Source organism: Oceanobacillus kapialis, from assembly GCF_044790185.1.
Lineage (GTDB): Bacteria > Bacillota > Bacilli > Bacillales > Amphibacillaceae > Oceanobacillus_B > Oceanobacillus_B kapialis.
This window is the reverse complement of sequence record NZ_CP085256.1, coordinates 726,263-752,570: the sequence shown is the minus strand read 5'-3', so window position 1 is coordinate 752,570 and position 26,308 is coordinate 726,263. Positions and strand designations below refer to the sequence as shown.

At 36.9% G+C, this 26,308-nt stretch carries 30 protein-coding genes; 10 read left to right on the top strand and 20 right to left on the bottom strand.

The window, feature by feature from the left end:
* Positions 1–14: 14 nt before the first annotated feature.
* From LG273_RS04020 to LG273_RS04010, 3 genes are all read right to left on the bottom strand, one after another.
* Positions 15–992, bottom strand: a complete 978-nt coding sequence (locus tag LG273_RS04020) for a 2-hydroxyacid dehydrogenase (RefSeq protein WP_404457966.1) — start codon at positions 990–992, stop codon at positions 15–17.
* A 266-nt stretch (positions 993–1,258) separates the two neighbouring features.
* The gene (locus tag LG273_RS04015; RefSeq protein ID WP_404457963.1) at positions 1,259–1,996 is read right to left on the bottom strand and encodes a DUF2812 domain-containing protein; all 738 of its coding nucleotides are present in this window, start codon (positions 1,994–1,996) and stop codon (positions 1,259–1,261) included.
* Complete coding sequence (locus LG273_RS04010) at positions 1,993–2,310, bottom strand: PadR family transcriptional regulator (protein WP_379562295.1); 318 nt, start codon at positions 2,308–2,310, stop codon at positions 1,993–1,995. Before LG273_RS04010 ends, LG273_RS04015 begins: the two co-directional genes overlap by 4 nt.
* A gap of 229 nt (positions 2,311–2,539) precedes the next feature.
* Between LG273_RS04010 and map the strand changes: the two genes are divergently transcribed.
* Positions 2,540–3,280, top strand: a complete 741-nt coding sequence (gene map / locus LG273_RS04005; protein ID WP_379562296.1) for a type I methionyl aminopeptidase — start codon at positions 2,540–2,542, stop codon at positions 3,278–3,280.
* A gap of 42 nt (positions 3,281–3,322) precedes the next feature.
* Here map and LG273_RS04000 read toward each other — a convergent pair whose 3' ends face one another.
* Positions 3,323–4,087, bottom strand: coding sequence for a DUF2087 domain-containing protein (locus tag LG273_RS04000; protein ID WP_404457960.1), 765 nt, complete (start codon positions 4,085–4,087; stop codon positions 3,323–3,325).
* 245 nt (positions 4,088–4,332) lie between these two features.
* Here LG273_RS04000 and LG273_RS03995 point away from each other — a divergent pair, with 245 nt between their 5' ends.
* On the top strand, positions 4,333–5,331 hold the full coding sequence (locus LG273_RS03995; RefSeq protein ID WP_404457958.1) for an ion channel: 999 nt from the start codon (positions 4,333–4,335) through the stop codon (positions 5,329–5,331).
* A gap of 130 nt (positions 5,332–5,461) precedes the next feature.
* Here LG273_RS03995 and LG273_RS03990 read toward each other — a convergent pair whose 3' ends face one another.
* The 4 genes from LG273_RS03990 to LG273_RS03975 all read right to left on the bottom strand — a co-directional run bounded on the left by LG273_RS03990 (position 5,462) and on the right by LG273_RS03975 (position 8,380).
* Positions 5,462–6,100, bottom strand: coding sequence for a hypothetical protein (locus LG273_RS03990; protein ID WP_404457956.1), 639 nt, complete (start codon positions 6,098–6,100; stop codon positions 5,462–5,464).
* Between the two features lie 271 nt (positions 6,101–6,371).
* Positions 6,372–7,367: a tRNA dihydrouridine synthase gene (locus LG273_RS03985; RefSeq protein ID WP_379562300.1), complete on the bottom strand. Its 996-nt coding sequence runs from the start codon at positions 7,365–7,367 to the stop codon at positions 6,372–6,374.
* Between the two features lie 333 nt (positions 7,368–7,700).
* Positions 7,701–7,940, bottom strand: coding sequence for a rhodanese-like domain-containing protein (locus tag LG273_RS03980; protein WP_404457953.1), 240 nt, complete (start codon positions 7,938–7,940; stop codon positions 7,701–7,703).
* Between the two features lie 20 nt (positions 7,941–7,960).
* Positions 7,961–8,380, bottom strand: coding sequence for a MarR family winged helix-turn-helix transcriptional regulator (locus tag LG273_RS03975; protein WP_379562302.1), 420 nt, complete (start codon positions 8,378–8,380; stop codon positions 7,961–7,963).
* A gap of 224 nt (positions 8,381–8,604) precedes the next feature.
* On the opposite strand from LG273_RS03975, the gene LG273_RS03970 reads away from it, so the two are divergent.
* The gene (locus tag LG273_RS03970) at positions 8,605–9,369 is read left to right on the top strand and encodes a sporulation protein (RefSeq protein WP_404457951.1); all 765 of its coding nucleotides are present in this window, start codon (positions 8,605–8,607) and stop codon (positions 9,367–9,369) included.
* A gap of 61 nt (positions 9,370–9,430) precedes the next feature.
* Here the strand turns inward: LG273_RS03970 and LG273_RS03965 are convergent, their stop codons facing one another.
* The 6 genes from LG273_RS03965 to LG273_RS03940 all read right to left on the bottom strand — a co-directional run bounded on the left by LG273_RS03965 (position 9,431) and on the right by LG273_RS03940 (position 14,058).
* Positions 9,431–9,661 (bottom strand): hypothetical protein, encoded by a 231-nt coding sequence (locus LG273_RS03965; protein WP_404457949.1) that lies wholly within the window; start codon positions 9,659–9,661, stop codon positions 9,431–9,433.
* Between the two features lie 154 nt (positions 9,662–9,815).
* Positions 9,816–11,105, bottom strand: a complete 1,290-nt coding sequence (locus tag LG273_RS03960; RefSeq protein WP_404457947.1) for an FtsW/RodA/SpoVE family cell cycle protein — start codon at positions 11,103–11,105, stop codon at positions 9,816–9,818.
* 7 nt (positions 11,106–11,112) lie between these two features.
* Positions 11,113–11,520, bottom strand: a complete 408-nt coding sequence (locus LG273_RS03955; RefSeq protein ID WP_404457944.1) for a PadR family transcriptional regulator — start codon at positions 11,518–11,520, stop codon at positions 11,113–11,115.
* Positions 11,521–11,524: 4 nt separating this feature from the next.
* Complete coding sequence (locus LG273_RS03950) at positions 11,525–12,058, bottom strand: sigma-70 family RNA polymerase sigma factor (RefSeq protein WP_404457941.1); 534 nt, start codon at positions 12,056–12,058, stop codon at positions 11,525–11,527.
* Positions 12,059–12,250: 192 nt separating this feature from the next.
* Positions 12,251–13,480, bottom strand: a complete 1,230-nt coding sequence (locus LG273_RS03945) for an MFS transporter (RefSeq protein ID WP_404457938.1) — start codon at positions 13,478–13,480, stop codon at positions 12,251–12,253.
* 20 nt (positions 13,481–13,500) lie between these two features.
* The gene (locus LG273_RS03940) at positions 13,501–14,058 is read right to left on the bottom strand and encodes a flavodoxin family protein (RefSeq protein WP_404457935.1); all 558 of its coding nucleotides are present in this window, start codon (positions 14,056–14,058) and stop codon (positions 13,501–13,503) included.
* A 125-nt stretch (positions 14,059–14,183) separates the two neighbouring features.
* Between LG273_RS03940 and LG273_RS03935 the strand changes: the two genes are divergently transcribed.
* From LG273_RS03935 to LG273_RS03925, 3 genes are all read left to right on the top strand, one after another.
* Positions 14,184–15,077 carry a LysR family transcriptional regulator gene (locus LG273_RS03935; RefSeq protein WP_404459468.1) on the top strand — a complete coding sequence of 298 codons (894 nt, stop codon included), beginning with the start codon at positions 14,184–14,186 and terminating at the stop codon, positions 15,075–15,077.
* Positions 15,078–15,164: 87 nt separating this feature from the next.
* The gene (locus LG273_RS03930; protein ID WP_404457933.1) at positions 15,165–15,743 is read left to right on the top strand and encodes a DUF6434 domain-containing protein; all 579 of its coding nucleotides are present in this window, start codon (positions 15,165–15,167) and stop codon (positions 15,741–15,743) included.
* A 361-nt stretch (positions 15,744–16,104) separates the two neighbouring features.
* Complete coding sequence (locus tag LG273_RS03925; protein ID WP_404457930.1) at positions 16,105–16,704, top strand: class I SAM-dependent methyltransferase; 600 nt, start codon at positions 16,105–16,107, stop codon at positions 16,702–16,704.
* Between the two features lie 75 nt (positions 16,705–16,779).
* Here LG273_RS03925 and LG273_RS03920 read toward each other — a convergent pair whose 3' ends face one another.
* Positions 16,780–17,157 (bottom strand): hypothetical protein, encoded by a 378-nt coding sequence (locus tag LG273_RS03920; protein ID WP_404457927.1) that lies wholly within the window; start codon positions 17,155–17,157, stop codon positions 16,780–16,782.
* A 237-nt stretch (positions 17,158–17,394) separates the two neighbouring features.
* Here LG273_RS03920 and LG273_RS03915 point away from each other — a divergent pair, with 237 nt between their 5' ends.
* Entirely contained in the window at positions 17,395–17,691 is a 297-nt protein-coding gene (locus tag LG273_RS03915) for a hypothetical protein (RefSeq protein ID WP_404457924.1), read from the top strand.
* Positions 17,692–17,786: 95 nt separating this feature from the next.
* Here the strand turns inward: LG273_RS03915 and LG273_RS03910 are convergent, their stop codons facing one another.
* The gene (locus LG273_RS03910) at positions 17,787–18,194 is read right to left on the bottom strand and encodes a hypothetical protein (protein ID WP_404457922.1); all 408 of its coding nucleotides are present in this window, start codon (positions 18,192–18,194) and stop codon (positions 17,787–17,789) included.
* A 359-nt stretch (positions 18,195–18,553) separates the two neighbouring features.
* Between LG273_RS03910 and LG273_RS03905 the strand changes: the two genes are divergently transcribed.
* The 3 genes from LG273_RS03905 to LG273_RS03895 all read left to right on the top strand — a co-directional run bounded on the left by LG273_RS03905 (position 18,554) and on the right by LG273_RS03895 (position 20,649).
* Positions 18,554–19,303 (top strand): MBL fold metallo-hydrolase, encoded by a 750-nt coding sequence (locus LG273_RS03905; protein ID WP_404457919.1) that lies wholly within the window; start codon positions 18,554–18,556, stop codon positions 19,301–19,303.
* Between the two features lie 372 nt (positions 19,304–19,675).
* Positions 19,676–20,107: a hypothetical protein gene (locus tag LG273_RS03900; protein ID WP_404457916.1), complete on the top strand. Its 432-nt coding sequence runs from the start codon at positions 19,676–19,678 to the stop codon at positions 20,105–20,107.
* A gap of 101 nt (positions 20,108–20,208) precedes the next feature.
* The gene (locus tag LG273_RS03895) at positions 20,209–20,649 is read left to right on the top strand and encodes a hypothetical protein (RefSeq protein ID WP_404457914.1); all 441 of its coding nucleotides are present in this window, start codon (positions 20,209–20,211) and stop codon (positions 20,647–20,649) included.
* 170 nt (positions 20,650–20,819) lie between these two features.
* Here the strand turns inward: LG273_RS03895 and rlmD are convergent, their stop codons facing one another.
* The 4 genes from rlmD to gatA all read right to left on the bottom strand — a co-directional run bounded on the left by rlmD (position 20,820) and on the right by gatA (position 26,305).
* Positions 20,820–22,205 (bottom strand): 23S rRNA (uracil(1939)-C(5))-methyltransferase RlmD, encoded by a 1,386-nt coding sequence (gene rlmD / locus LG273_RS03890; protein WP_404457911.1) that lies wholly within the window; start codon positions 22,203–22,205, stop codon positions 20,820–20,822.
* A gap of 117 nt (positions 22,206–22,322) precedes the next feature.
* Positions 22,323–23,222 (bottom strand): diacylglycerol kinase, encoded by a 900-nt coding sequence (locus tag LG273_RS03885; protein ID WP_379562319.1) that lies wholly within the window; start codon positions 23,220–23,222, stop codon positions 22,323–22,325.
* A 186-nt stretch (positions 23,223–23,408) separates the two neighbouring features.
* Positions 23,409–24,839, bottom strand: coding sequence for an Asp-tRNA(Asn)/Glu-tRNA(Gln) amidotransferase subunit GatB (gatB, locus tag LG273_RS03880; protein WP_404457907.1), 1,431 nt, complete (start codon positions 24,837–24,839; stop codon positions 23,409–23,411).
* Entirely contained in the window at positions 24,839–26,305 is a 1,467-nt protein-coding gene (gatA, locus tag LG273_RS03875; protein ID WP_404457905.1) for an Asp-tRNA(Asn)/Glu-tRNA(Gln) amidotransferase subunit GatA, read from the bottom strand. Before gatA ends, gatB begins: the two co-directional genes overlap by 1 nt.
* Positions 26,306–26,308 lie beyond the last annotated feature (3 nt).

Genomic DNA, 26,308 nt, shown 5'->3' with positions numbered 1-26,308 from the left:
TTTCCCCTTTTCTTCTATTCTTGTGTAAGAACTTCTGGATTAATAATGCTTGATGGTCTGTTACCAGTTAAACCGTTGATTAGATTTTCAACAGCTAGCTTTGCCATTTGATATCTTGTTTCCGCAGTTGCAGATCCAATGTGAGGCAATGTCACAACATTTTTCATTTGTAGCAAAGGGCTATCTTTGGAAACTGGTTCCTGCTCGTAAACATCAAGACCAGCTGCTAGAATTTTTTTCGCTTCTAAAGCTTGAACAAGTGCCATTTCATCCACTAATTCTCCACGAGATCCATTAATAAAAATAGCTGATTCCTTCATTAAATCAAATTCCTTTTGGCCGATTAGTTTTACTGTTTCGCGGAGTAATGGTGCCATTACAAGAACATAGTCAGATACCTTTAGAAGTTTCTGTAAAGAGACATACTCGGCTTGTAAATTTTCATCTGCATAGGTATTTATGGAGCGATTATGATAGACAATATCCATTTTAAATCCTAAATGAGCTCTTTCCGCAACTGCCGTGCCAATCCTGCCCATACCAATGATCCCTAATGTTTTATGATGAACGTCCACACCATATAAGTGCTCGCCAATGTTTTCCTTCCACTCGCCTACCTTCACAAATCGGTCCATTTCAGTTATTCTCCTGGCAGTTGCTAAAATCAACCCAAATACCGTGTCTGCAACAGTATCTGTTAAAACATCCGGCGTATTTGTCGCCATGATCCCTCTTTTCGTCAACTCTTCAATATCTAAATTATCATAACCAACCGACATATTGGTGACGATTTTTAGGTGAGGCGCTCTATCTAAAAGTGCTTGGTCCACCTGTAATTTTGACCCAATAATCCCCTCTGCCTTTTCTAAATCTTTATAAAAGGAAGTATCCATTTCTGCCTTTAGTTGGTGTTGATGCACGGTAAAATGATCGTTTAACTGTTTTAATAAATCTTTTGGGAGTGTTTTATATAGAATGATTTCAGATTTCATCGTTTCCTCCTTTTGGTATATGGTATATCAGTTTTAATACAATATGTTAGAAACGTTCTCCTCTGGATGAACCAGTATGATAACATACCATTTATTGATGCCGGGGGCTGATTATGTAAAAATCTACATCACTTTAAATTAATTTCTACAAAAATTTCTAAAATCCTTTTTCTTCCCTATCAATTACTTGCCAAAAGGGTGTTCCGCATTTTAACGAAACACCCTTTTCGAGAACGTATATTAGAAGTTGACACTTCTGCTGGATATCAAACTCTTTTCCCGCTAAACCAAAATGAAAGAGACATAATGATATAAATAACAAGCGGTAGACCAAATCCACCAATTAGAATGCCTATTCCTGCAGAAGAAATAATATCAACTACCCCCTCATCATTTTTGAAAAAAGCCAAACATATAATGCCAATTAAAGCCAAAAGTGGCGGTACTTTGGTGATAATAAATACTAATCCCTTTCTTCTCCCTTCTACTCGCCACATATTGCTGTATATTTTCAATACAGTCCATACCGCTGGTAGGGACAGAACACTGGATATAATCGCTATTATAGACAGCGAAGTTTGCACAGTGCCAGAGCTTAGAAGAACTCCAATCCATAAGAAGGCTGTTATGGTAATGAGAGAAAGTGCAATCCCATTCATTATTTTTCCTGAACGTTTATGCTTTTCAGCTACTGTTTCGCTATCACTATAAATTGGCTTTGTACCAGGCTGTGCTCGAAACAAATGGGTGCCTGCCTCAGAGGCAACATGCGACCAGCCAGCAGCTGCAAAAAGTTCCAAATATTCTTCTTTCTCTCCTTCATTTAGTATTCGTGTATCCACATTGTACACATATTCAGTGCTCTCTCCTCTTTCAAGAACATACCCCATAAATTTAAAGCCACTAACATGCCAGCCTTGTAAGGAATGCCCACGTAGTTTTTGCATGTCCTTCTCTTCAGCAAAAGCTAACCCACCTGACATCATGTATTTTCGTTGTCTCATTGGTCATCCTCCTCTAATCCCGTTTCCGCTAAGTGAATCATTAATTTTCTTAGCTCAACATCTTGTTTCAAAACTTCTTTACCTTTTTCAGTAAGCAGGTATGTTTTTCTTCTTGAATCTGTTCCATCGTGCAAATAAATCCATTCTTGTTTTAACAGCTTTTTTATGATCGTGTACATTGATGCTGGTCCAACTGTAATTGCACCATTTGTTGTTTCTTCAATTAAACTCATGATGGCATACCCATGTCTTGGCTTCGTTAACACCGCCATTATGAAAAACATAGAATCTGTTAATTGTTCATGTGTTTTCAATTTATCAGCTCCTGTTTTATATCATTTTGTGATATATCCAAATTAAATATATCACTTTATGATATAAAAAGCAATAAGCGTATTATTTTTCTTTCAGCCTGCATAAAATTAATTGCAGACTCCTGTTCCGGCAGAATGTTTAGGAAGAATCAGGTATAATGGAAAGACATATCATTATTTATGCCATAATTTGAATGGATTAAAAATACGTTAAAAGCGAGGACTAACAATGATAGCAAAGACGAAAGAGGATTTTGACGGATTAAAAGAAATTGGGAAAATTTGTGGAGCAATTCGTGATGAATTAGTACAACATACTAAACCAGGAATTACGACAAAGGAACTTGATGAAATTGCTGGAGAACTTTTTGATAAAGCTGAAGCTCAATCTGCACCAAAAGGAGAATACGATTTTCCTGGATATACATGTATCAGCGTAAATGAAGAAGTTGCACACGGAATCCCGGGGGAACGAATTATTCAAGAGGGAGACATAGTGAATATTGATGTGTCCGGTTCGAAAAATGGGTATTTTGCAGATACGGGGATATCCTTCGTTGCCGGAGAAGGGCAGCCCATTTCACACAAAGTATGTGACGTTGCAAAAGAGGCATTTGAAGCTGGGCTTAAGAAAGCAAAACCTGGCGCGAAAAAAAGTGGACTAGGAAAAGCTGCCCACGATGTAGCCAGACAGCATAATTTAACCGTGATTAAAAATCTTACTGGACATGGAATTGGGCATTCCATTCATGAAGCACCAGATCATATTTTCAATTACCACGCCCGCTGGGATGACGAAATTTTAAAAGATGGCATGGTAATCGCCTTTGAACCATTTATTTCCACATTGGAAGAGGAAGTTTTCTTGGGCGAAGATGGATGGACTTATCTAACAGATGAAAGTTATGTAGCTCAATATGAGCATACCATTATTCTTACAAAGGAAGGTCCGATTATTACGACGTTGTAAATGCAGATACTTTAAAAAGGCGCGATTGGTTTTGCGCCTTTTTTATTTTATCCAGTATTCGGTGCAGTCTCTACTACGATCCATAAAGCCATACTCGATAAGGTATCTTCTTATGGTCACATAGTCGCTGTAAATGGCCATTAATATCGCATTGACTTCTTTTTCAGAGTAAACTCTCCCCTGTTCAAAACGGTTGATAATGTTCTGGAGTACGATTAGCTTTCGTTTTTCTTTGCTTGGAAAAGTATCTAATTCACCCTCCAGCCCTTGTTTAAAGTAGGTTGCTAGAACCTTATTCTTCTCTTCTTCCGTTATAACATATCGGTCATCCACCATGGTTGCCCCCTTGTGAAAATTAATTAATGTATCCTCATTTTTTGAATTCTTATCCTTATGTAACAAATTCATCAAAGTGAGAAATACTTTAGCTTGCTTTTCTTTTTCTTTTAGCTTGAATCTATGATTCCTTATTGTTGAAGTGCTACCTCCCCCTTGTGCTTCCACGATCTCTTTATCACTAAGCCCTTTCTCAAAATAATGAAGAATTTCCTTTTGGTGCTGAGATAACCCTGTGTACTTCTTATCTAATTGAATTAAATAATCAAATACAGAGTTATGCGCATCCTCAATGTGCCGCTTAACGGCTTTTTTCGCCTCGTACAATATGCCATCAATTGGATAGATGATTCCATCTTCAAAGCTTTCGCTACATAAAAGACAAGCATATTCGTCATTCAACGCATCATACGTATACCCATTCGCCAACTCTTCAATGGTGGCATCCCAAAACTTCTCCTTGTAGCTCATCTGCAGACAAAACCCCCGAATATCTTTTATTTAACAAACATTATATATATTCGTTTGTATATACGCAACCATTTTTATGAAATGTCCATAATAAAGCTTTCAGAAGGTCCGTAACCCTACTTACTCGCAACGTTTAATTTTATATATACGGGGAAAATTCCCCTGACTATTTAATAAAGGCATATCATTGCCTTTGCATGATGTATGTTATCTGCTGTTTCGCATTAAAAGGAGAGAGAAATAATATGGATACTATTTATCTTGTAATAGGCCTCATAATTTTGATTGTAGTTTTTATTGATATTCTTTGGACCACATTATGGGTTGACGGCGCGGCTGGCCCCCTTTCTTCTCGCCTTACAAAATTAAGCTGGAAAAGCCTTCGTATTATGAGTGGAGACAATTCCAAGTTCTTAAGCCTTGCTGGACCGATCATACTAGCTTTAACACTTCTGATGTGGATTTTATTTATATGGATTGGATGGACGCTGTTTTTTGCAGGTGACGAGACAGCACTTATAGATACACAGAATAGAGGAACTATATCTTGGACAGATCGCATCTACTTTACTGGCTTTACTTTATTCACATTGGGAATAGGAGATTTTGTACCAAAAGAAGGATTTTGGCAAGTTGCAACTACCATCGCAACTGGAAGTGGAATGCTATTTGTTACCTTTGGAGTTACTTATGTTCTTTCAGTTATCGGCGCCGTCACACAGAAACGAGCTTTTGCCGAGAATATTACTGGACTGGCTAAAAATGGACGATTGATCGTGGAACAAAGCTGGAACGGGACTGATTGTCATGACATTGACTTATTTTTAAAGGATCAGGCAAACCAGTTAACCACCTTAACCCAACAACATAAGGCATACCCAATTTTGCATTACTTTCATAATGAACATGTAGGTGAGGCTTCCTCTGTTGCAGTGGCTATATTTGATGATGCATTAACGATTTTTGCTTTCGGATTACCTAAGCAATACCAACCAAACAGGGTATGGCTAAATGAAGCTCGTACAAGCGTACAGAGTTATATAGGAACACTTCATTCTGCTTTTGTAAACCCAGCAGATAGCCTGCCACCAATACCGAATTTATCTTACTTGCGATCAAGCGGATTACCAGTTGTTTCGGATAAGGAATTTGAGCAAAGCATGTCAGAGCTGGTGGAAAGGCGAAAGCAGTTATTAGGTATGGTTGAAGCAGATGCTAGGAGATGGAAAGAGGTTAAAAAATAATACTATTTTAGAAAAAACTCGAACTCGCTCGTCTTTTAGCGAGTGTGTACGTTTTTCTTATACTTTTTGTATTATAATAAGTTCTATAATAATCAATATGAAACTAAGCCCTTCGCCTTTTACCATTTCCTTATTCAATTCCAAAGACCTCATGCGCTTTATTAAGATTTCCTTCAAAGTAGTAGGTAAAGTTTTGATCAAATTCTGTAGGCGCCTGCTCCGTCAAGTATTTCACTTCAATGTTTTTTTCCAAAACATACTGATGTAATTCGGACATGGAAGATAAATTATTCCATACGTTCATTACAGAACCATCATACAAGTGTATATTATATTCCGGGCTGACTTTTGAGGGTTCAAAGGGGCTATCCGTTTTAATTGTTACTTTTTCCTCATGGCGAATCTCTGTGGACACATATTCTACATCTTCCCATTTTGCTGTACTGTGCAAAAAGACACGATGTTTAACAATTTCTTCTTTACTTATCGCAGAAAACCATAAAGAAGAAATAACGAGAAGAACTATAGATAAAGTAAGTAAGATAGGTATAACTTTCTTACTTATAGTGGTAAGTGTCACATACTTTTTAAATAGAACAAGCAAAATAGTCACTACAGCCAGGTACTTCGTCCAATGAAGAATCGGGGTTATAAATGAAATGTACGTATGGGATTGCAAAAACACATAATAGAGTCCAAGTATGAACCTTTCTATAAATAAATAAACAATCGTAATCACAAATGCTAAGCTGAGTAACTTCTTAACCAAGTCAATTCACCCACTCCCTTTTAGGAAAATTCAGTTAATCTGTATTTAATTATATCTATTCCATGTAACCCATGCAAAAGGACTTATCAGAACACTCCTTTTTTACTCAAACAGTCGTACTCATACTACCACTTAACTACATGCAATTTTAAAATTGTAAACCCTATATTCGTTGGTACATAACAAACTTTTAAAACAAAAATAGCTGGAATGAGCTCGGTTCAATACCGTACTCACTCCAGCCAGTTAACTACTTTATAAAGGGGTCAAGTTAATTAACACTACCCTGCTCAACAGCCTCTTCAGCATTCTGCTCCCTAAAGCTATCAAGCAATGCACGCACTTCATCTGTTGATTCTGTACTCATCAATTGATTCCTTAATTCGCTCGCTCCACGGAATCCGCGAACATAAATTTTAAAGAAACGACGGAGCGGCTTCATCGGGCGTGGCTCTATTTCTGCATACTTATCATGCAGATCCAGCTGCATTCTTAAAAGATCCAGGTACTCTTCACTACTATGCTCTTTCGGCTCTTTTTCAAAGGCGAATGGATTTGTGAAAACACCGCGTCCTATCATGACACCGTCAACGCCGTACTTCTCAACAAGCTCCATCCCAGTTTGACGATCTGGAATATCCCCATTAATCGTCAATAGTGTGTCTGGTGCTACCTCGTCACGAAGCTTCTTAATTTCCGGAATTAACTCCCAATGGGCGTCGACCTTACTCATTTCTTTTCTTGTACGCAGGTGAATGGAAAGATTTACAATGTCTTGCTCCAAAAGATGTCGTAACCAGTCGAACCATTCCTCTATCTTTGTGTAACCAAGTCGTGTTTTCACACTTACTGGTAATCCACCAGCTTTGGCAGCTTGGATCAGCTCTGCTGCAACTTCCGGACGACGAATCAGGCCACTTCCTTTTCCGTTTCCAGCAACATTAGCTACAGGACAACCCATATTGATATCCAAACCTTTAAATCCCATCTCGGCCATTCCGATACTCATTTGCCGAAAGTATTCAGGTTTGTCTCCCCATATATGGGCTACCATTGGTTGTTCATCCTCAGTAAACGTCAAACGCCCACGCACACTTTGTTTTCCATCTGGATGACAATAGCTCTCAGAGTTTGTGAACTCAGTAAAAAATACATCAGGCCTTCCAGCTTCACTTATTACATGTCGAAAAACGACATCTGTTACATCTTCCATTGGTGCTAATATAAAAAACGGCCGTGGTAAATCACGCCAGAAATTCTCTTTCATATAGATTCAAATCCTCTCATTGCAAAATAACAGGGCAATTCTTTTCACAAAACAAAAAAAGCAGAAAAACGCTCCTGCTCCTTCTATATTTATACCATGAGAAGGTACTTTTATCAAATTGGTTGGGATGTTTAATCTTTCTGTAAGTGCTTTTTAGTTATTTACTATTCCATACTAAAATCAGCAACCACAGCTATCTATTTGGACAATATCAGAAGATGTATCTGTAACTGGAAAGTTCATTTCTCTCCATGCTGCAATTCCCCCGGTCAGTTCTCTCACTTTATAACCGCGTTCTAATAGGAATGTTGCTACTTTAGCAGCTGTGTTACATCAAACATCCCAACAATAAACTACAATTTCTTTATCTTTAGGTATTTCATGTAATCGTTTTGCCAGCTCTTGTTGAGGAATAATATTTGCACCTTTTATTGTTAAACTTCTTACATGGTTAGGACCGTTTCTTACGTCTATCAAAAAATATTGTTCTGGAGCAGTTTGTTCGGCTCTCAAATAATCCATTGGGCTAATTGTTGCTTCTAATCTTGCATTAAAATAATCAAGTGCATTCATAATAAATTACCTCCATTTTTTTATAGGCTTGTCCAAATTTTAATAAAGAAATCCTTTAATAATTGTTTTTCTTGCTCGTCTAGAGGACCTAATACTTCTAATTCTGTATTAATTAGAAACTCCCACCGTGATTTTAAAACTTCATTGCCTTTTTGTTTTATTAAAAGACTATAGGATCTTCTGTCTTTCGGGTTCCTTGTTCTCTCTACAAACCCCAATGTCTCCAAGTGATCAATATGGCTTACCATTGTTGTTCGATCAATACGCAGATTTTCAGCTATGTCTTTTTGTGATGAGTAAGGATTCTCCTCAACAAACAAAAGTACTCCGTATTGTCTAGCATTAATCTCAAAAGGTTTTAGCCCTTCAGCAAACTTGGTTTCCATTTGCTGAAGTACTTTTCCAAATAAAAAACCATAAGGTTGATTCCATTTTTCCAAACGTGATTTCTCCTTTCTGGATAGTCAGCTTAATATATAATCAGTTTACTGATTATATATTGATTACAAGTACTAAAATATAAATTTATATAAAAATACAACCAAAAAAATTCAAAAAATTCTTTTATATTAGAAGTTGAAATAGTAATATTAGATTGTACGTATGTAAAATATTCTAGCTGAAAACGAGTGGAATCTTTTCCAAATAACAAGGAGGAATGTGTATGTTTAACAAAATGCTTTCAAGTATTGGAATCGGCAGCGCCAAGGTGGATGCACAGCTAGACAACACCCAGTGTATAGCAGGTGAAACTGTTAAGGGGGTTGTCAAAATTGTAGGGGGAAAAACAGAACAGCAAATCGACCAAATCTATCTGTCAGTTAACACGAAGTACATTAAAGAAAGAGATGACAAGAAATACAATGTTGATGTAATAATTGATAAATTTAAAATAACAGATTCTCTTGTAGTGAAGCCTGAAGAGCAGCTAGAATTCCCTTTTTCTTTTGTCCTACCAGAAGACACGCCATTAACAGTAGGAAGAACTAAAGTGTGGTTAAGCACAGGTTTGGAGATTAAAAATGCAATTGACCCTGGTGATAAAGATTCTATCGAGGTTAAGCCCTCACCAGAGGTCGCAGCAGTATTGGAAGCTGTTTATACGCTGGGATTTTCACTACGTGAAGTGGAGACAAAAGAAGCCCCCCGCAGATTTAGAGGAAGACTTCCATTTATTCAAGAGTTTGAATATGTGCCAAGGTCTGGACCTTATAAAGGAGTACTAGATGAAATTGAGTTACTATTTACCCCGACAGGTAATGGCCAAGTAGAAGTTATCATGCAAATAGACAAACGGGCAAGAGGCCTTTCTGGATTATTCGCAGAAGCATTGGATCGAGATGAGTCTTTCGTTCGTTTCGAAGTATCAAAAACAAATGCCCATGGAATCCAAGAAACGATTCGAAATATAATTGACCAATACAGCTAGAAGTTACATAGAGTTAAAGCCTGAAAAACAGCTCAGTTGTTTGAGCTGTTTTTTTGTACAATTATACTTCAGGCATTGCGAATTTCATTATCATAGAGCCGCCCCACTCTTCAACCTCTGAAAAAATATCATGAAGAATCTCCGATGCTCTCTCTTCAGAGTGGTACTTTCCTAGTACTTTATGGTCGCTTAATGTAGATCCGTAAATTACACCTACTACCTTTTTTCCGCTTACCATAACTTCATGTACATTTATCAAACTCTGTTTGTTTTGCGTAAAAATCCATAACATATGAAACACCCTTTTAGTTTTTTAAGTTTAATCTATTATACGTACGTTTTTCTTTTATAAAAGTTTCGTGGAGGTCATTGTCTTGCTCGTACAATAAACTAAAAAAGTTGCCCCAATATCTGAGTTTAATAATAAGGCAACATCTTTAATTTATTTAAACATTCTTCTTACCTTTATGTACCTCACCAATTAGTAGACTTTTCCTGCGAAATATACTTAGTGATATACCCATTAAAAAGGTATTAAACAAGGTTGGCATCTCTCCATAACTAATAAATGGTAACGAAATTGAAATGATGGGTAATAGCCCCAGTGTCATTCCAACATTATAAACAACCGGCACTACAAAGAGGGTGATTGCCCCAACAAGAAGTAACTTAGCAAAATGGTGTTGTATCCCATTAGCGATTATAAACATCCTTGTTACAAAAAGAGAAAGAACGAATACCAACATAATCGCAAATAAATAGCCATAGTCATAGATCAAACTAGCAAGAACAAAGTCAGTATGTGCTTGGTGTGTAAATTCCTCCAACCCTGTAGTACCAAACCAACCAGCTGATGTAATCATTTCTCTATTAACTAAATACATATACCCTTCTTCAGTAGCGTAGTTTTCTGGATTTAGAAACGCCATAATTCTATCTAATTGGTATGTTTCTAAATTCCCCCAAATAATCCATCCAGCAAAAAAGAATGATAGGACAGTAATCAAGAGTATTTTCTTTTTTACTAATTTACTCCACCAAAGCATTACAAATACCATACTAATATAAATACAAGTTACAGGGAAATTTGCCATTACAAGGAACAAGTATAAAGAGAGCAAGAACAACAATACAAATTGCCAAACTTTTAACTTACTATTATTAAAGAATGAAGCCCAAGCTAAAAATAAGAAAGGTAAAGCCATAAAGCTTCTAATTGTAAAAAATCCATTAATTATAACAAGCTCTCCATTTAAAACATGTGTAGGAAACAAGAGCAAGGACAGCAGAAGTAGTACTCCAAATAAGTAAAACACCCACCCATACTTTTCTAATTTACGGTAGTCAAACCTCATCATTCCAAATACAATTGCTAAACCAAGAACAACTGTAAATATCCTGCTTCTTAAAATGTAAGACATATCCGTGTGTTCAGTACTCCATAAGGAAAGTACTGGTGTAAAACTTAAACCCATTATGATAATAAGTAAAATAATTAACCACCAATCAATCATTGGACGGTGAAGTTTATTAAGTTTCTCCCCAAGTAGGATCGGGCTCCCCATTTGTTCTACAGCTTTATTTTCTGCTTCTACATTATTAAACCCTTTCTCTTTCAAACTGTTTTTTGCTTCGTTTAAATGGTCTTCTAATTCAGCCCTAATAAATTTCTTTGCTTCCTTCGATCGAACATGCTTTGTAACTTCGCTTAAAAAAGAATCTCCTCTCTTATCCAATTTGAACTCATCTCCCCATTAATTCTTTTAATGTAATCCCTTTATGAGTAGAGTTATTTTCTAGTCTCTGTAAATACTTTGTGCCTTTTCCACCTATATGATAATGCTTTTTTCCCGACTTACTCCATCTTGAAATTATGCATTTATCTTGCTCTAACTCATGCAGCATAGTATATAAAAAACCTTCTTCTCCCTCATATTTTTGTATCCCCCTGGCACGTAATAACTGCATAATTTCATAGCCGGTTTTTTCTTGCTTCAGAATTTGCAAAACTGCTAACATAATGTCTTCTTTACCTTCATCGTTCTTTTTAATCTTTCCATAGATGTTTTTCCGGTGTTGATCTGTGAAGTGCAATTGACTAAATGTAGTATTTTCCATCGATTTTCGAAGACCCTTCAATCGTTCTTCCATTCGTTCATTCCCCCAATACTTTCTTCAGGATTTCCTTTGCTCTTTTTAGCCTCGTTTTTACCGTGCTTTCTTTTACTTCAAGCACCAAGGAAATTTCTTTTATTTGCAACTCTTCAAAGTAAAACAGGTAAATAACTTCCCGATATTTTATTGGTAATTGCATGACTGTGGAAGATAGATGGTGATCCTCATCTTTTCGCATAATCGTTTGCTCAACACTTTCTTGCCTTCCCCCTATGTATGTTAAGTCATTTTCACTAACGACCACCTTTTTGTTATACAAACTTCTCAAGTAATCCTTACAATGGTTTATAGCAATCCTCCATAACCAAGTTCTTATCATTGAACCGCCATTAAAGGTATGAAAAGATTTATAACACTTTACAAATATATCTTGGGTCAAGTCCTCAGCGACCTCTTTACTATGTACGTAAGAATATGTAAGCTGTAATATCTGCTGTCCATAACAATGCATCAATTCATCTAGTAATTGTTCTTTATCTTGTATTTCGAGTAGATCAACTGTTAAATCTTCCACTTTTCTCCCCCCTCCTTTACTTAGACGTAATAGTTTGGTGAAAAGTTTGCTTTTTCTCTATAATAAACGTATTTGGTTATAATATTGTTTAGTGTACAGTGTGACTTTGAACTTTTTTGAATACGAAAAAGACTGGACGCTTTTGATCCAGCCTTTGAGTGGTTTGAAATTTGCAGGAAACATCAACTAGCACTAACCACACCTCTGATTCAAACCCTCTTGAACATTAACTGATCTTGTCCTCACAACAATCTGGAATATCACAAACCCGATTAACATTAATCCACTGACAAAAATAAAACCAAATCCTGCCGAGAAGCGATCAATTAAAATTCCTAACCCAGGAGAGAAGACTGCCTGAAGCACAAGAGATATAGCCATCCAAACGGACATCGCCCTTCCCATAAAAGACTTAGGAACTGTTTCCATAATAGTTGTATTCATTATAATTCTAAGTGAAGAGTTACATAGCCCAAATAGTAGACTGCCTAAAAACAGAATTGCTACATAGTGATTCCATGCTAACGCAAATAAAACACTGATTGATAAAAGAAAGAAAAGTATTACGGTTACCCTGTTAGATAACTTCTTTGCAAGCGGGGCAGCGATTAGACCAGATAAGAATCCGCCAACACCATAAAACAGATCAGCTAATCCAAAGTCGATGGAATTACCATTTACAGTATTGCTAACATATTCTGGTAGGACGACATTGTACATCATTGTAGCAACTAAAGGCACAATGGCAGCAATACCCAAAAATAATACATTAGGCTTTTTCATTAAAAAGTTAATTCCTTCTTTAAAAGAAGTATAAAAGGTATCACTACTACTTTCTCTTATAATAGATTTATGTTGGACTCGATAAATAAAAAGACTACTAATCAAAAAGGAAATTGCATTAAAAACTAATATAAATTCGAATCCAAAGTATTGATAAAATATTCCTGAAGCCCCACCGGCAGTAAACATTCCGACCTGTAAACAGATTTCAATTAAGGAGTTACCATTAATCAATTCACCTTCTGTAACAAGCTCCTGTAATAGACTTCTTGATGTTGACATGTATGTCGTCCAGCCCATCCCGTTTACAATAGAAAAAAGGTAAAGATACCCTACTTTAAATTCATCTAACATAAACAATGCTGCTATACCAAATATCGCAAGGGCTTGAATTAAATATGTCCAGATAATGATCGTTTTTCGATTGATCCTATCTGTCAAAATTCCTATAAGTGGGGAGATCATAAAGCCTGCTATCACATTTAAGGCAAGCATAAACCCAACTGCTGTAGTGGAATTTGTTTGATCCATTAAGTACCAATTTGCTCCTACCGTACTCATCCCCACACCAAACGCATATATGATTTCGGAAAGGAAAAAGTTACGAAAGTTTCTTACTTTTAACATGCTAAAAACCAATTTTCTTACCTCCCTTATAGTTACTTCAACTTTATCTCGCGTTCTAAAGTTCTTTGAATTTGGCTTGCAATACTCAATGCTTGCTCATCCTGCAGTATTTCAGCTGGTTTGTTTCCTTTACCAAGCACATATCCTTCAAAAGAAATACCTATAAAGTCAAAAATGTATTGAAATTGCTGAATTAAAGGTAATCCTTTTAGTAAAGGGTTGTCTCCCCCTACTGCAATTACGTATGCCTTTTTGGCAGCCATCACTTTTTTAAAATCGGGATATCTTTCATCCTTTAAAGTCTGTGACCACCGATCAATAAATAATTTCATGGTTCCAGACATGCTGAACCAATAAATAGGTGTCGCAAATAGTAAAATGTCACAATCTAGAACCCTATCAAGGATTGCTTTATAATCATCATTCACCTCTTTAAACCCATCTTGAGTATGTCGCTCATCGTTAATTGGTTTAATGTGATAATCCTTTAAATAGATTTTCTCTACAGGTAAACCTTGAATAACTCTTTCTGTAAGCGTCTCGGTATTCCCAGTGACCCTTGTTCCTCCATAAATGACTCCAATTTTCATATTGCATGCTCCTTTATATTAAATTGCTGTCTGGCTAGTCATAGCTTATAATGGATTTATTAATCAATAAAGATGATTATTCTGATTACATCAATCGTAAATTTCGATTTATAGAGGTGACCAGGTTGGAGACAAAACAATTAATGACGTTTAAAATCGCTGCAGAGACTCTAAACTTCACGCAAACAGCGAAGATCCTTAAATTTGCGCAATCCAGTGTGACGGCACAAATTAAATCACTCGAAACAGAACTTGATACAAAGTTATTTGAAAGATTAGGGAAAAGGTTATATCTAACAGAGGCAGGAAAACAATTTAAAAGTTATGCGGAGAAAATGATTTCCCTTTCTGAGGAAGCAAAAATCGTTACCGGCGGGATGAAAGAACCATCCGGCACCATTGTAATTGGAGCACAAGAAAGCCAATGTACTTACAGACTTCCACCAATATTAAAAGAATTTAAGAATCAATTTCCTCATGTCAAGCTGGTATTTAAGCCAGCTCACTCTGATGAAATGGCTAAAGAACAACTACTTAAGGGGGAACTTGATATAGCATTTATTATGGATGTAATGAAACCAGGAGATTCACTAACCATGGAATCCTTAATTCAGGATGATATGAAACTAGTAGCTTCTCCAGATCATCCCTTAGCGTGGGAGAATAAAGTGGTCACAAAAGACTTGGAACAGGAAACCTTTCTCTTAACTGAAAAAGGATGTTCCTACCGCACCATTTTAGAGGATACTTTGCGGGAAGCTGATGTTTTCCCGGCCAATAAATTTGAGTTTGTTAGTATTGAAGCAATTAAACAATGTGTTATTGCCGAATTAGGAATAGCTATCTTACCAGCTATGGTCGTAAAAAGGGATATTGAGGAAGGCCGTATGAAAGAACTAAATTGGAAGCAATCTATTCCTTCTTTTTTCACGCAGATTGCTTGGCATAAAAATAAGGAACTGACAATACCTCTACTATCTTTTATAGAACTAACTCGTCAGACATTGAAAGAAGAATAATTTCAAAAATTGGTTCGGTTAATTTTGATAAGCGGGAACAATTGTTCTAAAATAAAGTAAAGTAAAGATAATGTAGGAGTGTAGAACATGAGACCAAGCTTAACAAAAGATATTAGTGTAGATCATTTTAAGAATTTTTATTGGTTGAAAGAAGAATTGCAATCTTTTTGCCGGGAAAATGGGATTAGTGCGTCTGGTTCAAAAATGGAGATTTCCAATAGAATTGAAACCTTCCTTCAAACAGGAGAGATCAAAAAACCTATTAGAAAATCAAATGTACATACTAAGTCACTGCAGCAGATGAATTTAAGTCTTGATACAGTCATTTTAGAAAATCATCGTTGCAGCCAACACGTAAGAGCTTTCTTTAAGACAGTGATTCCTAATTTTCATTTTTCAACCTATATCCAAAACTATTTTAAAAACAACATTGGTAAAACGTATCGAGACGTTGTGGAAGCTTGGTATAAAGAAGAGGAACGCAAGAAAGACCCATCATACAAGAAGAAAATTGCACCTCAGTTTGAATACAATCAATTTATTCGTGATTTTTTTGCTGATTCTAATAATCAGGGGAAAAGTCGTGAGGAAGCGATTGTAGAATGGAATAAGATTAAGGTATTGCCTGGGAGTAATAAGTATAAGCCACATTACAACGTGGAGTGATTGCTGGAAACAGTAATCCTAACTAGCTAAGAATTAAATCCTTCCTATAGCCTTTCAAATGATGGCCACCAGCAAAATTTATTCAAACTATGTTTGGAATCTAATGCTATAGAAACTAAGAATTTTAATAAAATAAAACCTTACATAGAGTAATATATAAGTAAGAGGTAGAAAAAAAGGATGCTTTAATTTATTTCTAAATTAGAAGTAATCTTTGAGAAGATTATTCGATCAGATGTTTTCCAAGTGGCCCAATTCGATAGGTGATCCGCTGAAGCAACCTTGGACTTACTCGACTTGGTTAAATGCACTTATTCCGCTAAATAAAAATGTCCTGATGAACAGGAGATAGAGGGATGGTATGGATCGTCAATCATTAATTAAAAAGTTTGATAAGCAAGCTCATAAATACAATAAGCGACGAAAAAACGGTCAGGCTTCTGAATTCCGTCAACGAATCTTTCGTGAAGCCAATGGAAAGGTTTTGGAAGTTGCCATTGGTTCAGGATTAAATTTCCCTTTCTATAGTAGCGATATTGAACTGACAGGATTGGATTTTAGTCCTGCAATGTTGAAATCTGCACAGAATGCGGCTAAAAATTATCCTTTTAAAACAACCCTTATTCAAGATGACGTGGAAAAGGTTGAATTTGACGAGAACAGTTTTGATACAATCATATCTTCCGGCAGCTTATGTGCCTATCAAGAACCTGTAAATGTTCTAAATAGCTTTCAAAAGTGGTGTAAGCCAGATGGAAAAATACTAATGTTGGAGCACGGCATCAGTACAAACAAACCATTGGCATGGTTGCAAAAATCCTTGAACCCTCTGGCAGTAAAGGTTGTAGGATGCCATCAGAACAGAAATATCTCTGAAATTGTAAAGGCATCTAAATTAACGCTCATTAGGGAGGAGCGCTATTTCACTGGTTATTTATATTTAATTTGGGCTACGCCATAAGTTTTTTTCTAAATTTCGAGGTATCCTTATTAAATTATCAGTGGCTAAAGGTTTCAATTGGGGCTAATAAACAATTTAACCCATCCACATCGCCCAAACAAAAAATGACCAACCAGATATCGGTAATCCTATTAATATAGTCAAAACGAGAAATACAGTTGCTAATTCTTTCCCTAGTTTTTTAGAAATAAATAAAAAACTTGGGATAAAGATAAACAGGCCAATACTAAGTAAAGTCACAATCGTTATAGATGTCGCTAAACTAATTATTGGCATTTGCTCATTTATATAATAGGAAATGCTTTGCGCACTTACCCCTAAAATAGTTGCAACAACCAAACCAATGATAATGAAAATACTTTGGATGGTAACTTTCAAATCAATCATTCCCTTTTTATATACTTTAAACCAGATGCATGAATTAATAGTGTACAATAGCTTTAAAAGCATCATTCAATTATAACTATACTCACAGTTTTATTTTGAAAGTTCATTATTTTTAGGTTAGGGGGGAATTCGATTAAAAAGGATAAAAATCAAAGTAAAACCTCTATAAAATTTGTAGCATACTGGTTTTCCATTCCCAGAATTCTGCGTGTAGGAGTCCTTTGGTTAATCCTGTTGATTATAGCTGTATTCGGTTGGGTGAAAATTTTAAAGGATTACTTTTAGTGTAAAGGATGTGTATAGATGAGAGAAATACTTTCAAGCTTTTTAGAAACGGAAATTACCGATCAAGAATATTATGACGGTATTATTCAGTTTATATATTCTGCTAATATCAGATATGGTGAATATGAATGCAATCAATTTGTAGTTAAGAAAATGGACTTAACTAATTTTATAGTATTTGAAGAGTATGTAATTGATGAAAAAAGAGAAATTCATCAGTCATTTTCTATATCTAAGAGTAGCCTGATTAGAGCGATTAATAAGTTTGCCAAGAAGCAAGGGTTACGTATAAGAAATTTTGAATGGGCTAATTAGGCTGGATGTAAGTTAAGTCTAGCAGCCAAACAGCCCTGAGTTCTTAACGAAGAAGATCCACTAGATTAAATAAGAAGTACAACCTATTTCAATACCTAAGCTTTATAGCTACTCCGCACACACTCAGGAATTTTAGTATATACATGAGAGGGAATGCCAGAATTTTCTTTAATGCTTATTTCTTTTTCCATCCTATATACATCAAGGTATTCCCAATATGTAATGAAAAAGTCATATTGTGGTTCATGAATAAACTCCATCCAGCCCTCTGCAATCTGCTCATCATTTTCATTGAAGACATTAATTCCCGAAAAGTTTTCCACTCGCCCGTCTAAATAATTTGTTTCGTGTCCTTCTATACAACTCTCAGACCAATCAAATTTATACTGTTTCGCTATTATTCCATACTCTTTTAAGTCATCAGATAATTGCTGCTCTACTATTAACCTTAATTTTGGGCCCATAATATCTGAGAATCCCAGTTCTGGTGAATAAATTTTCATATACTTCCCTACATTCTATTTATATTCGATTCAATAATATCTTATTAAGTAAAACATTTCACGTAAAGTATTAAGAATTTTCCCAAACCCTATGCCGTTTTGTGGTATACTTTTCCATAACGAAATTAGGAGGTACAAGTCCAATGGTAAAAAAGTAAAATGAGAAAATCTCCTATTATTTTATTAGTTCTAGAATAAGCATGTAGATTTTCTCTTTCATAGAATCAATTTTCTAGAATCGAGGAGACACAACATGTTAAATAAAATAAGTGATTCAATTTATTATTTACCTAATCAGGATGATAAAGAACGACCAACGTTAGGTTTGATTCATGGCGATCAATATAGTCTAATAATAGATGCTGGTAATTGCTGGTAATTCCTCTCAGCATGCTAAAGATTTTTTATTAGAGATAGAGAAGTTAGAAGTACCCCCAGTCAAATATATGGTTATTACTCATGGACATTGGGATCACTTTTTGGGTATGAATGAATTTGATGCAACTGTTATAGTTAATAGTCTAACGAACGGGATTATAGAAAAATGGAAGGGTTATTCCTTTGATGATCAATCGCTTCAAAAGTATGTAAGTACTAACCAGATGAGCGATATGTGTATGAAGACTATACAAAACGAGATACCAAATAGAGAAAACTTTAAATTAAGGTCGCCCGATCTAATCTTTGAAAATATGTTAACAATTGATTTAGGAAACAAGATATGCAAGCTCGAAAGAATAAACAGTACTCACACAGACGACTCCACCATCGTTTCTATTCCAGACGAAAAAGTTGTTTTTTTAGGTGATTGCGCATATGGTACAACAACAAACTCTTTGTTCCATTACAAACAGTCCCTGTTACTGCCTATGATTAACGATATTTCGAAGTATAATGCTGAAAAGTTTATACTTGGGCATGAATCAATTTGTGATTTAAATGAAATGAATTTATATTGGGAAGAGTTAACAGCGGCAAGTAAAGCTGTAAAATCTATCTCCTTAGAAGATGCTTTAGAGTCCTTTAAGTCACAAAATAATAGGGATCCTAATGATAATGAGATATTTTTTATAAAGGCTTTTGTTAATGACCAGATTCTAAAATCATAATGATATACTGAATACCTTAATATACTTAGCCATTTCATTATAAATGAAATGGCTTTTTTAAGTTCAACTTGATACTATTACGAATTGTCCGGGAAAACTTTCGATGTTAGTGTATAGTTTGGATCACTTAATGGTCTTGATAAGTTGATGGTAAGGCGAATATAGATCGCCATTACTTACCAAAAGAAAATTAACGATAAACAGGACGAGAAGCATAATATGCACTACCCATGGCACTTTTAAAAAGGAATGACAAAAAGATAACACATAAACAATTACACGTTAGGTAGTTCTTTTGAATAAAAATTAACTAAGTTTTCCGAAACTTATACACACCCTTCATCGTATTACAAATTAAAGGGGGAACCTAATATGAAAAAAAGTTTTTTAATACTAATAGCAGTTCTATCCATACTCATCATCACAGCTTGTAGCAACGACGAATTGTCGGGAAAAACGTTCGATGTTAGTGTCGTTGGATCTCCTAACGAACCTTCCAATCTTCACTCTATCATGACATTAGAATTTTCAGATGGGAATAAAGTAAAAAATAAAATGGGTTATGAAGAGGGTTCTTATGAGTTACAAGATGATAAACTTGTAATTCAGTTTGAAAATGAAAATGAGTTGTTAGAAATAGAATTCGCACTTAAAGAAAGTGACATAGAGTCTAGCCAGTATGCAGCAGAGATTATTAACTTAAAATATGAAATTGAAGATTCAAACCTTGTAAGTAAATTAGAAGGATTAGACCAAAAATTACAGCTTTCTCATTTTGAATTTATAGAAAAACAAGAGGGTTGAACAAAAGCGGAAGCGCCTAATTCTATTAAAATTATACACCAATTTAATAAGTCGTTGAAATGATATAATAGTAATATTATTCGGGAAGGATTTGAACAAAATTGAAATCTTTAAGAACTAAGGCTCAAGGATGGGTGTATTTTCTATACGATCATTATTTTCAAGAGGATGCTAATAATAATTTAACCGACTTTATCCAATATTTTAAGGTAGAGGGCTTTGCTAATGAACCAGAGGTGTATATTAAAACAACGAATGAGGGGCTGGAATTTGGGTACATAGCAACACGATGGGATGGATATATGGTTTTACTACCTTCTGGTCAATATAAAAAGCATTTGTTACCGTGGAGTAGTATAAAATTAATGAATAAAGAGAATCAACAAGAGAGGATTTTAGAATTACTTATGAAGACCATTAACTCTAGAAAGAGACAATACCGAAAATGCCAATTTTGTGGAGAAAAATTAGCAACTGAACACCGCATCGATGATAATACATGTCATTCTTGTGCAAGTAAATATTTAGGAGTTGTATTTTAGTTTGATATATTTCACACAACATTGTAATTGTATTATGGGAAAGTAAAAATTAACCAAACAACTAAAGGTGTAGAACTGGTCATAAAAAAACCCCAATATCGCTAATGGTAATTCTCAACGAAATTAGGGTCTGAATAGCAAATATTTATTTTCATTGTCAGTTGTTTATTTTAGCGAGACACTTTCCTCTCCAAAACCGTCACACACTCCACGTGGTTCGTCTGTGGAAACATATCTACAGGCTGAACCTCTTTTGTCTCATATCCACCATCTTCCAAGATTCTCAAGTCCCTCGCTAACGTAGATGGGTTACAAGACACATATACAATCCGTTTTGGCTCCATTCCGATCATAGCTTGAAGAAAATCTACTTCACAGCCTTTGCGTGGTGGGTCGACGACAATGACGTCTGGGCGCAGTCCTTGTGCTTTCCACCATGGCATAACCTTTTCAGCTTCTCCAACAACGAATTCAGCATTGTTAATGCCATTAAGCTTTGCGTTCATTTTGGCATCACTAATTGCTTCTGGTACCACTTCAACACCATACACTTTTTTTGCCTGCTGCGCGAGGAATAAAGAGATTGTTCCAATTCCACAATAGGCATCCACCACTGTGTCGTCAGCACCGATTTGAGCATACTCTAATGCCTTATCATAAAGCACTTTCGTTTGAGGAGGGTTTACTTGATAGAAGGATTTTGCTGAAATGGCGAATTTAATATCTCCAATTGTATCGTAAATGTATTCTTCTCCCCAAATAACGGTTGTCTTTCTGCCAAGGATGACATTGGTGCGTTTATTGTTCACATTATGCACAATCGATTTTACGTGTGGGAACGTTTCTGTAAGCTCTCGGATTAGCTCCTCTTGATGGGGCAGCTTGTCCGTACGCGTGATAAGTACAATCATCGTTTCATTGGTTTCTCTGCCTGTGCGAACCATAATATGACGGAGCACACCACGATCTGCTTTCTCATCGTAAGCTTTAATGCCTAAACGATTTGCGATTCTCCTTACAGCATGCACAGAGCGATCATTTAACTCGTCCTGAATGACACAGGTTTCCATTTCGGAAATAATCTCATGGCTCCGTTTGCGGTAAAAACCTGTGATTAGTTCCCCATCATGCTCGCCTACTGGCATTTGCACCTTATTACGGTAGCGCCATGGGTCTTCCATGCCGAGTGTTGGATGAACTGGCACGTGCTCCAAGTGGGCAATCTTACGCATGACACTCTTCACCTGGTTTTGCTTCATTTGTAGCTGCAGGTCATAACTCATATGCTGGAGCTGGCAGCCTCCACATTGATAATAAACATTACATGGTGGCTCCACACGTTGATCACTTGGTGTTGTGACGTCTAATAGTTTACCAAAGCCAAAGTTCTTATTCACTTTTACAACCTTCACTGTAGCTTCTTCACCAGGTAGACCATGAGGAACAAACAAGGGATAACCGTCCACCTTGCCTACTCCGTTCCCTTCATGGGTAAGATCCTCAAATGTTAGGGTAATTGTTTCATTTTTCTTTACAGGTGCTGCCTGTTTTGCCATTTCTATCTTCCTTTACGCTCATAGTATGTGGTTCTTATCTTATCATATCTTCTACTCGAATCACATTTTCAATCCATTTAAAAAGAAGATTACATCTCGTGTAATCTTCTTTCTACATTAATTCGTAGTAAAATCTTCTGGCACACAAAACTCAATATGCTGCTGCAGGTTGATGAACTCTCCTGGAAGTAATCCACCAAACTCTCCGTCTATGTTAAGCTGCATTTTTTCTTCTGTCGTTACCTTAATATGTTTTGCTTTTGTATAAATGACATGCTTGTCTTCTAAGTGTGCTCCGCGAAGTGCCAACGTGGCAATGCGAATGAATTCTGCCAGGTTTGCTTTGCGCAATATTAAAAGGTCGAAATAGCCGTCATCTAATGTGGCAACTGGTGCTAATTTTTCAAAGCCGCCAACGGAATTGGTATTGGCAACAAGAAATAACATAATATCTTCATCTACTACCGTTCCGTCATATTCAATTCGTACTCTTGTCGGCTTTAAGGATGGAAGCATTTCGATTCCCTTCATATAATAGGCAAGCTGGCCAAGCATGGTTTTTAACTTGCTCGGTACTTCATAGGTTAACTCTGTCAGCTTCCCTCCACCGGCAATGTTCATAAAGAAATGATCGTTTACTTTTCCGATATCCAGAAGCATGCTTTTGCCGTCTACGATAATATCCGCTGCTTTCTTTATGTCACGTGGGATGTTTAGTGCTCTGGCAAAGTCATTTGTCGTTCCAACTGGAATAATTCCCAGCCTTGGTCGGTGCTCTTCCTGAGCTATGCCATTGATTACTTCGTTAATTGTCCCATCGCCACCCGCTGCCACGACTAAGTCATACCCTCTATCAACAGCCGCCTTTGCTGCTTCAATCGCATCTCCTTCACAGGTCGTTGCATGCGCAGATGTTTCATATCCAGCAACTTCTAGCTTTTCCAGAACGTACGACAATTCCTTTTTAAAAGCCTCTCTTCCGGAAGTTGGATTGTAAATGATTCTCGCTTTCTTCATTTCTTTTCCCCCCATTGCTACATGTGTGCAGGGCCATTGCTATATATAATGGTCACTTTTCAAATTTTTAAGTCCAACCAATATCATAGCCCTTTTCTATCAATTTGAAAAGGGGTCTAGATAAAAAACCAGACCGCCATTAAGAATAGGGTTACTCATAAATGGCGGTCCAGTAGCTGTTTTAATCTATTTTTTGGCTAATTCTTCCTGAAGAATTTTATTTACCATTGGTGGGTTTGCCTGACCTTTTGTCGCCTTCATAACCTGCCCAACCAGGAACTTCACTGCTTTATCTTTTCCGTTCTTATAGTCAATTATAGACTGTTCATTTTCAGCAAGGACATTGGAAATAATTTCGCGTAATTGCCCTTCATCTGAGATTTGGACAAGTCCTTTATCTTTTACAACCTGTTCTGGGTCGCCACCGTTTTCCACTAGTTCAGCGAATACCTTTTTGGCAATTTTAGATGAAATGGTGCCATCTTCGATTAGGTTAATCATTTTCGCCAGTGCTGCTGGTGTGATAGCCAGTTCGTCTAATTCTTTATAATGCTTGTTCATGTAAGCAGATACTTCACCCATCAACCAGTTGGACACTTGCTTCATATCTGCTCCGTTGTTTACAGCTTCCTCGAAGAAGTCTGCAATTTGTTTGGAACTTGTTAGGACAGCAGCATCATATTCGGAAAGTCCCATTTGCTCAATATAGCGTGCTTTTCTTGCATCAGGAAGCTCAGGGATTTCGTTACGGATGCGTTCTTTCCATGCTTCATCGATGTAAAGCGGCACTAGATCAGGCTCTGGGAAGTAACGATAATCGTCAGATCCTTCTTTGACACGCATTAGAATGGTTTCTTTTGTCTTTTCATCATAACGGCGTGTTTCCTGAAGGATTTCGCCTCCTGTAAGAAGTTCCTTCTCCTGGCGTTTCTCTTCAAACTCTAGCCCTTTTTGTACATAGCTAAAGGAGTTTAGGTTTTTCAGCTCTGCTTTTGTGCCGAATTCTTCTTGCCCAATTGGACGTAGGGAAATGTTTGCGTCACAGCGTAATGACCCTTCTTCCATTTTCACATCGGAAACACCTGTGTACTGAATGATACTTTTTAATTTCTCCAGATAAGCATATGCCTCTTCTGGTGAGCGCATGTCCGGCTCTGATACGATCTCTACAAGTGGAGTGCCTTGCCGGTTAAAGTCCACATAGGAATAGCCATCATCGCCATGGGTTAGTTTTCCTGCATCCTCTTCTAAATGCAGGCGAGTAATGCCGATGCGTTTTGTCTTACCGTTAACTTCAATTTCAATCCATCCATTTTCACCAATTGGCTTGTCAAATTGCGAGATCTGATAGGCCTTTGGATTATCTGGATAGAAATAGTTTTTTCGGTCAAATTTCGTATCTGTAGCAATTTCACAGTTCAAGGCCATTGCAGCCTTCATTGCGAAATTAACTGCTTCCTCATTCAGTACTGGAAGAACTCCAGGATACCCTAAGTCAATCGGGTTGACGTTCGTATTCGGATTTGTGCCGAATTCATTCGTACTTGGGCTAAAAATCTTGGATGCTGTTTTTAATTCAACGTGTACCTCTAAGCCAATGATTGTTTCAAAATTCATTAGTTGGCACCTCCTAGCTGAGGTCGCTTCGTATGATGATCGGTTGCTTTTTCAAATGCATGTGCAGCACGGAAAACGGTACTTTCGTCAAAATGTTTTCCGATGATTTGCAAGCCAATTGGTAAGCCTGCCTCAGACAAACCGCATGGTATAGAAATTCCTGGTACTCCCGCAAGGTTTACTGGGATGGTTAGAATATCATTTGCATACATGGTTAATGGGTCGTCCACTTTTTCGCCGACTTTAAATGCTGGGGTTGGGGTTGTTGGCCCGATTACGACATCATAGTCTTCGAAAATTTTATCAAAATCATTTTTAATTAATGTACGTACTTTTTGTGCTTTTTTATAATACGCATCATAGTAACCAGAGCTAAGTGCAAAGGTTCCTAGCATGATACGGCGTTTTACTTCATCTCCAAAACCTTCACTACGGGATTTCTTGAACATATCGATCATGTTGTCCGCATTCTCGGAACGCACGCCATAACGTACTCCGTCAAAGCGGGCAAGGTTTGCAGACGCCTCAGATGAAGATAATAAGTAATACGTCGCCACGGCATATTTAGAGTGTGGTAAGGAAACCTCTTCCCATGTAGCTCCTAAGGATTCATATACTTTTAGAGCTTCAAGCACCGATTCCTTAACCTCTGGTGCTACACCTTCAGCCAAGTATTCTTTCGGCACGGCAATTTTTAAGCCTTTCACGTCATTTGTTAGTGCCTCTGTATATGCAGGGACATCAACGTTCGCACTTGTAGAATCCATTGGGTCATGACCAGCAATGACTTCTAGTACGCGTGCACTGTCTTCAACAGTACGGGTGATTGGTCCAATTTGGTCTAGTGAAGATGCGAATGCAACCAAGCCAAAACGGGATACACGGCCATAGGTTGGTTTTAATCCCACAACCCCACAGAATGCCGCTGGCTGGCGAATCGATCCACCAGTGTCAGAACCTAGTGAAAATAATACTTCACCTGCTGCCACGGCTGCTGCTGAACCACCACTGGATCCACCTGGCACATAGTCAGTGTTCCATGGATTACGAGTAGGCTCATAGCTAGAGTTCTCGTTTGAGGACCCCATCGCGAACTCATCCATGTTTAATTTTCCAATGGTAATGGTCTTTTCCTTGTTAAGCTTTTCAACAACAGTTGCGTTGTATAATGGATCATCAAAATTATCGAGGAACTGACTAGCACAAGTTGTGCGCAATGCCTTTGTCACGATATTATCCTTAATTCCGCTCGGCATACCGAAAAGCGCTGCGGATTTATCCTCTTCCTCATCCAGTTGTTTCGCCTGCTCAAGGGCAGCTTCTTTATTTAACGTTAGAAAAGCATGGACCTTGTCGTCTACTTGCTCAATTCGCTGGTATGATGCACTTACGAGGTCTTGAATCGTAATTTCCTTATTATGTAGCTTTTCTTCTAATTCCTTTATTGTATGGTCAAATAATGACATGTA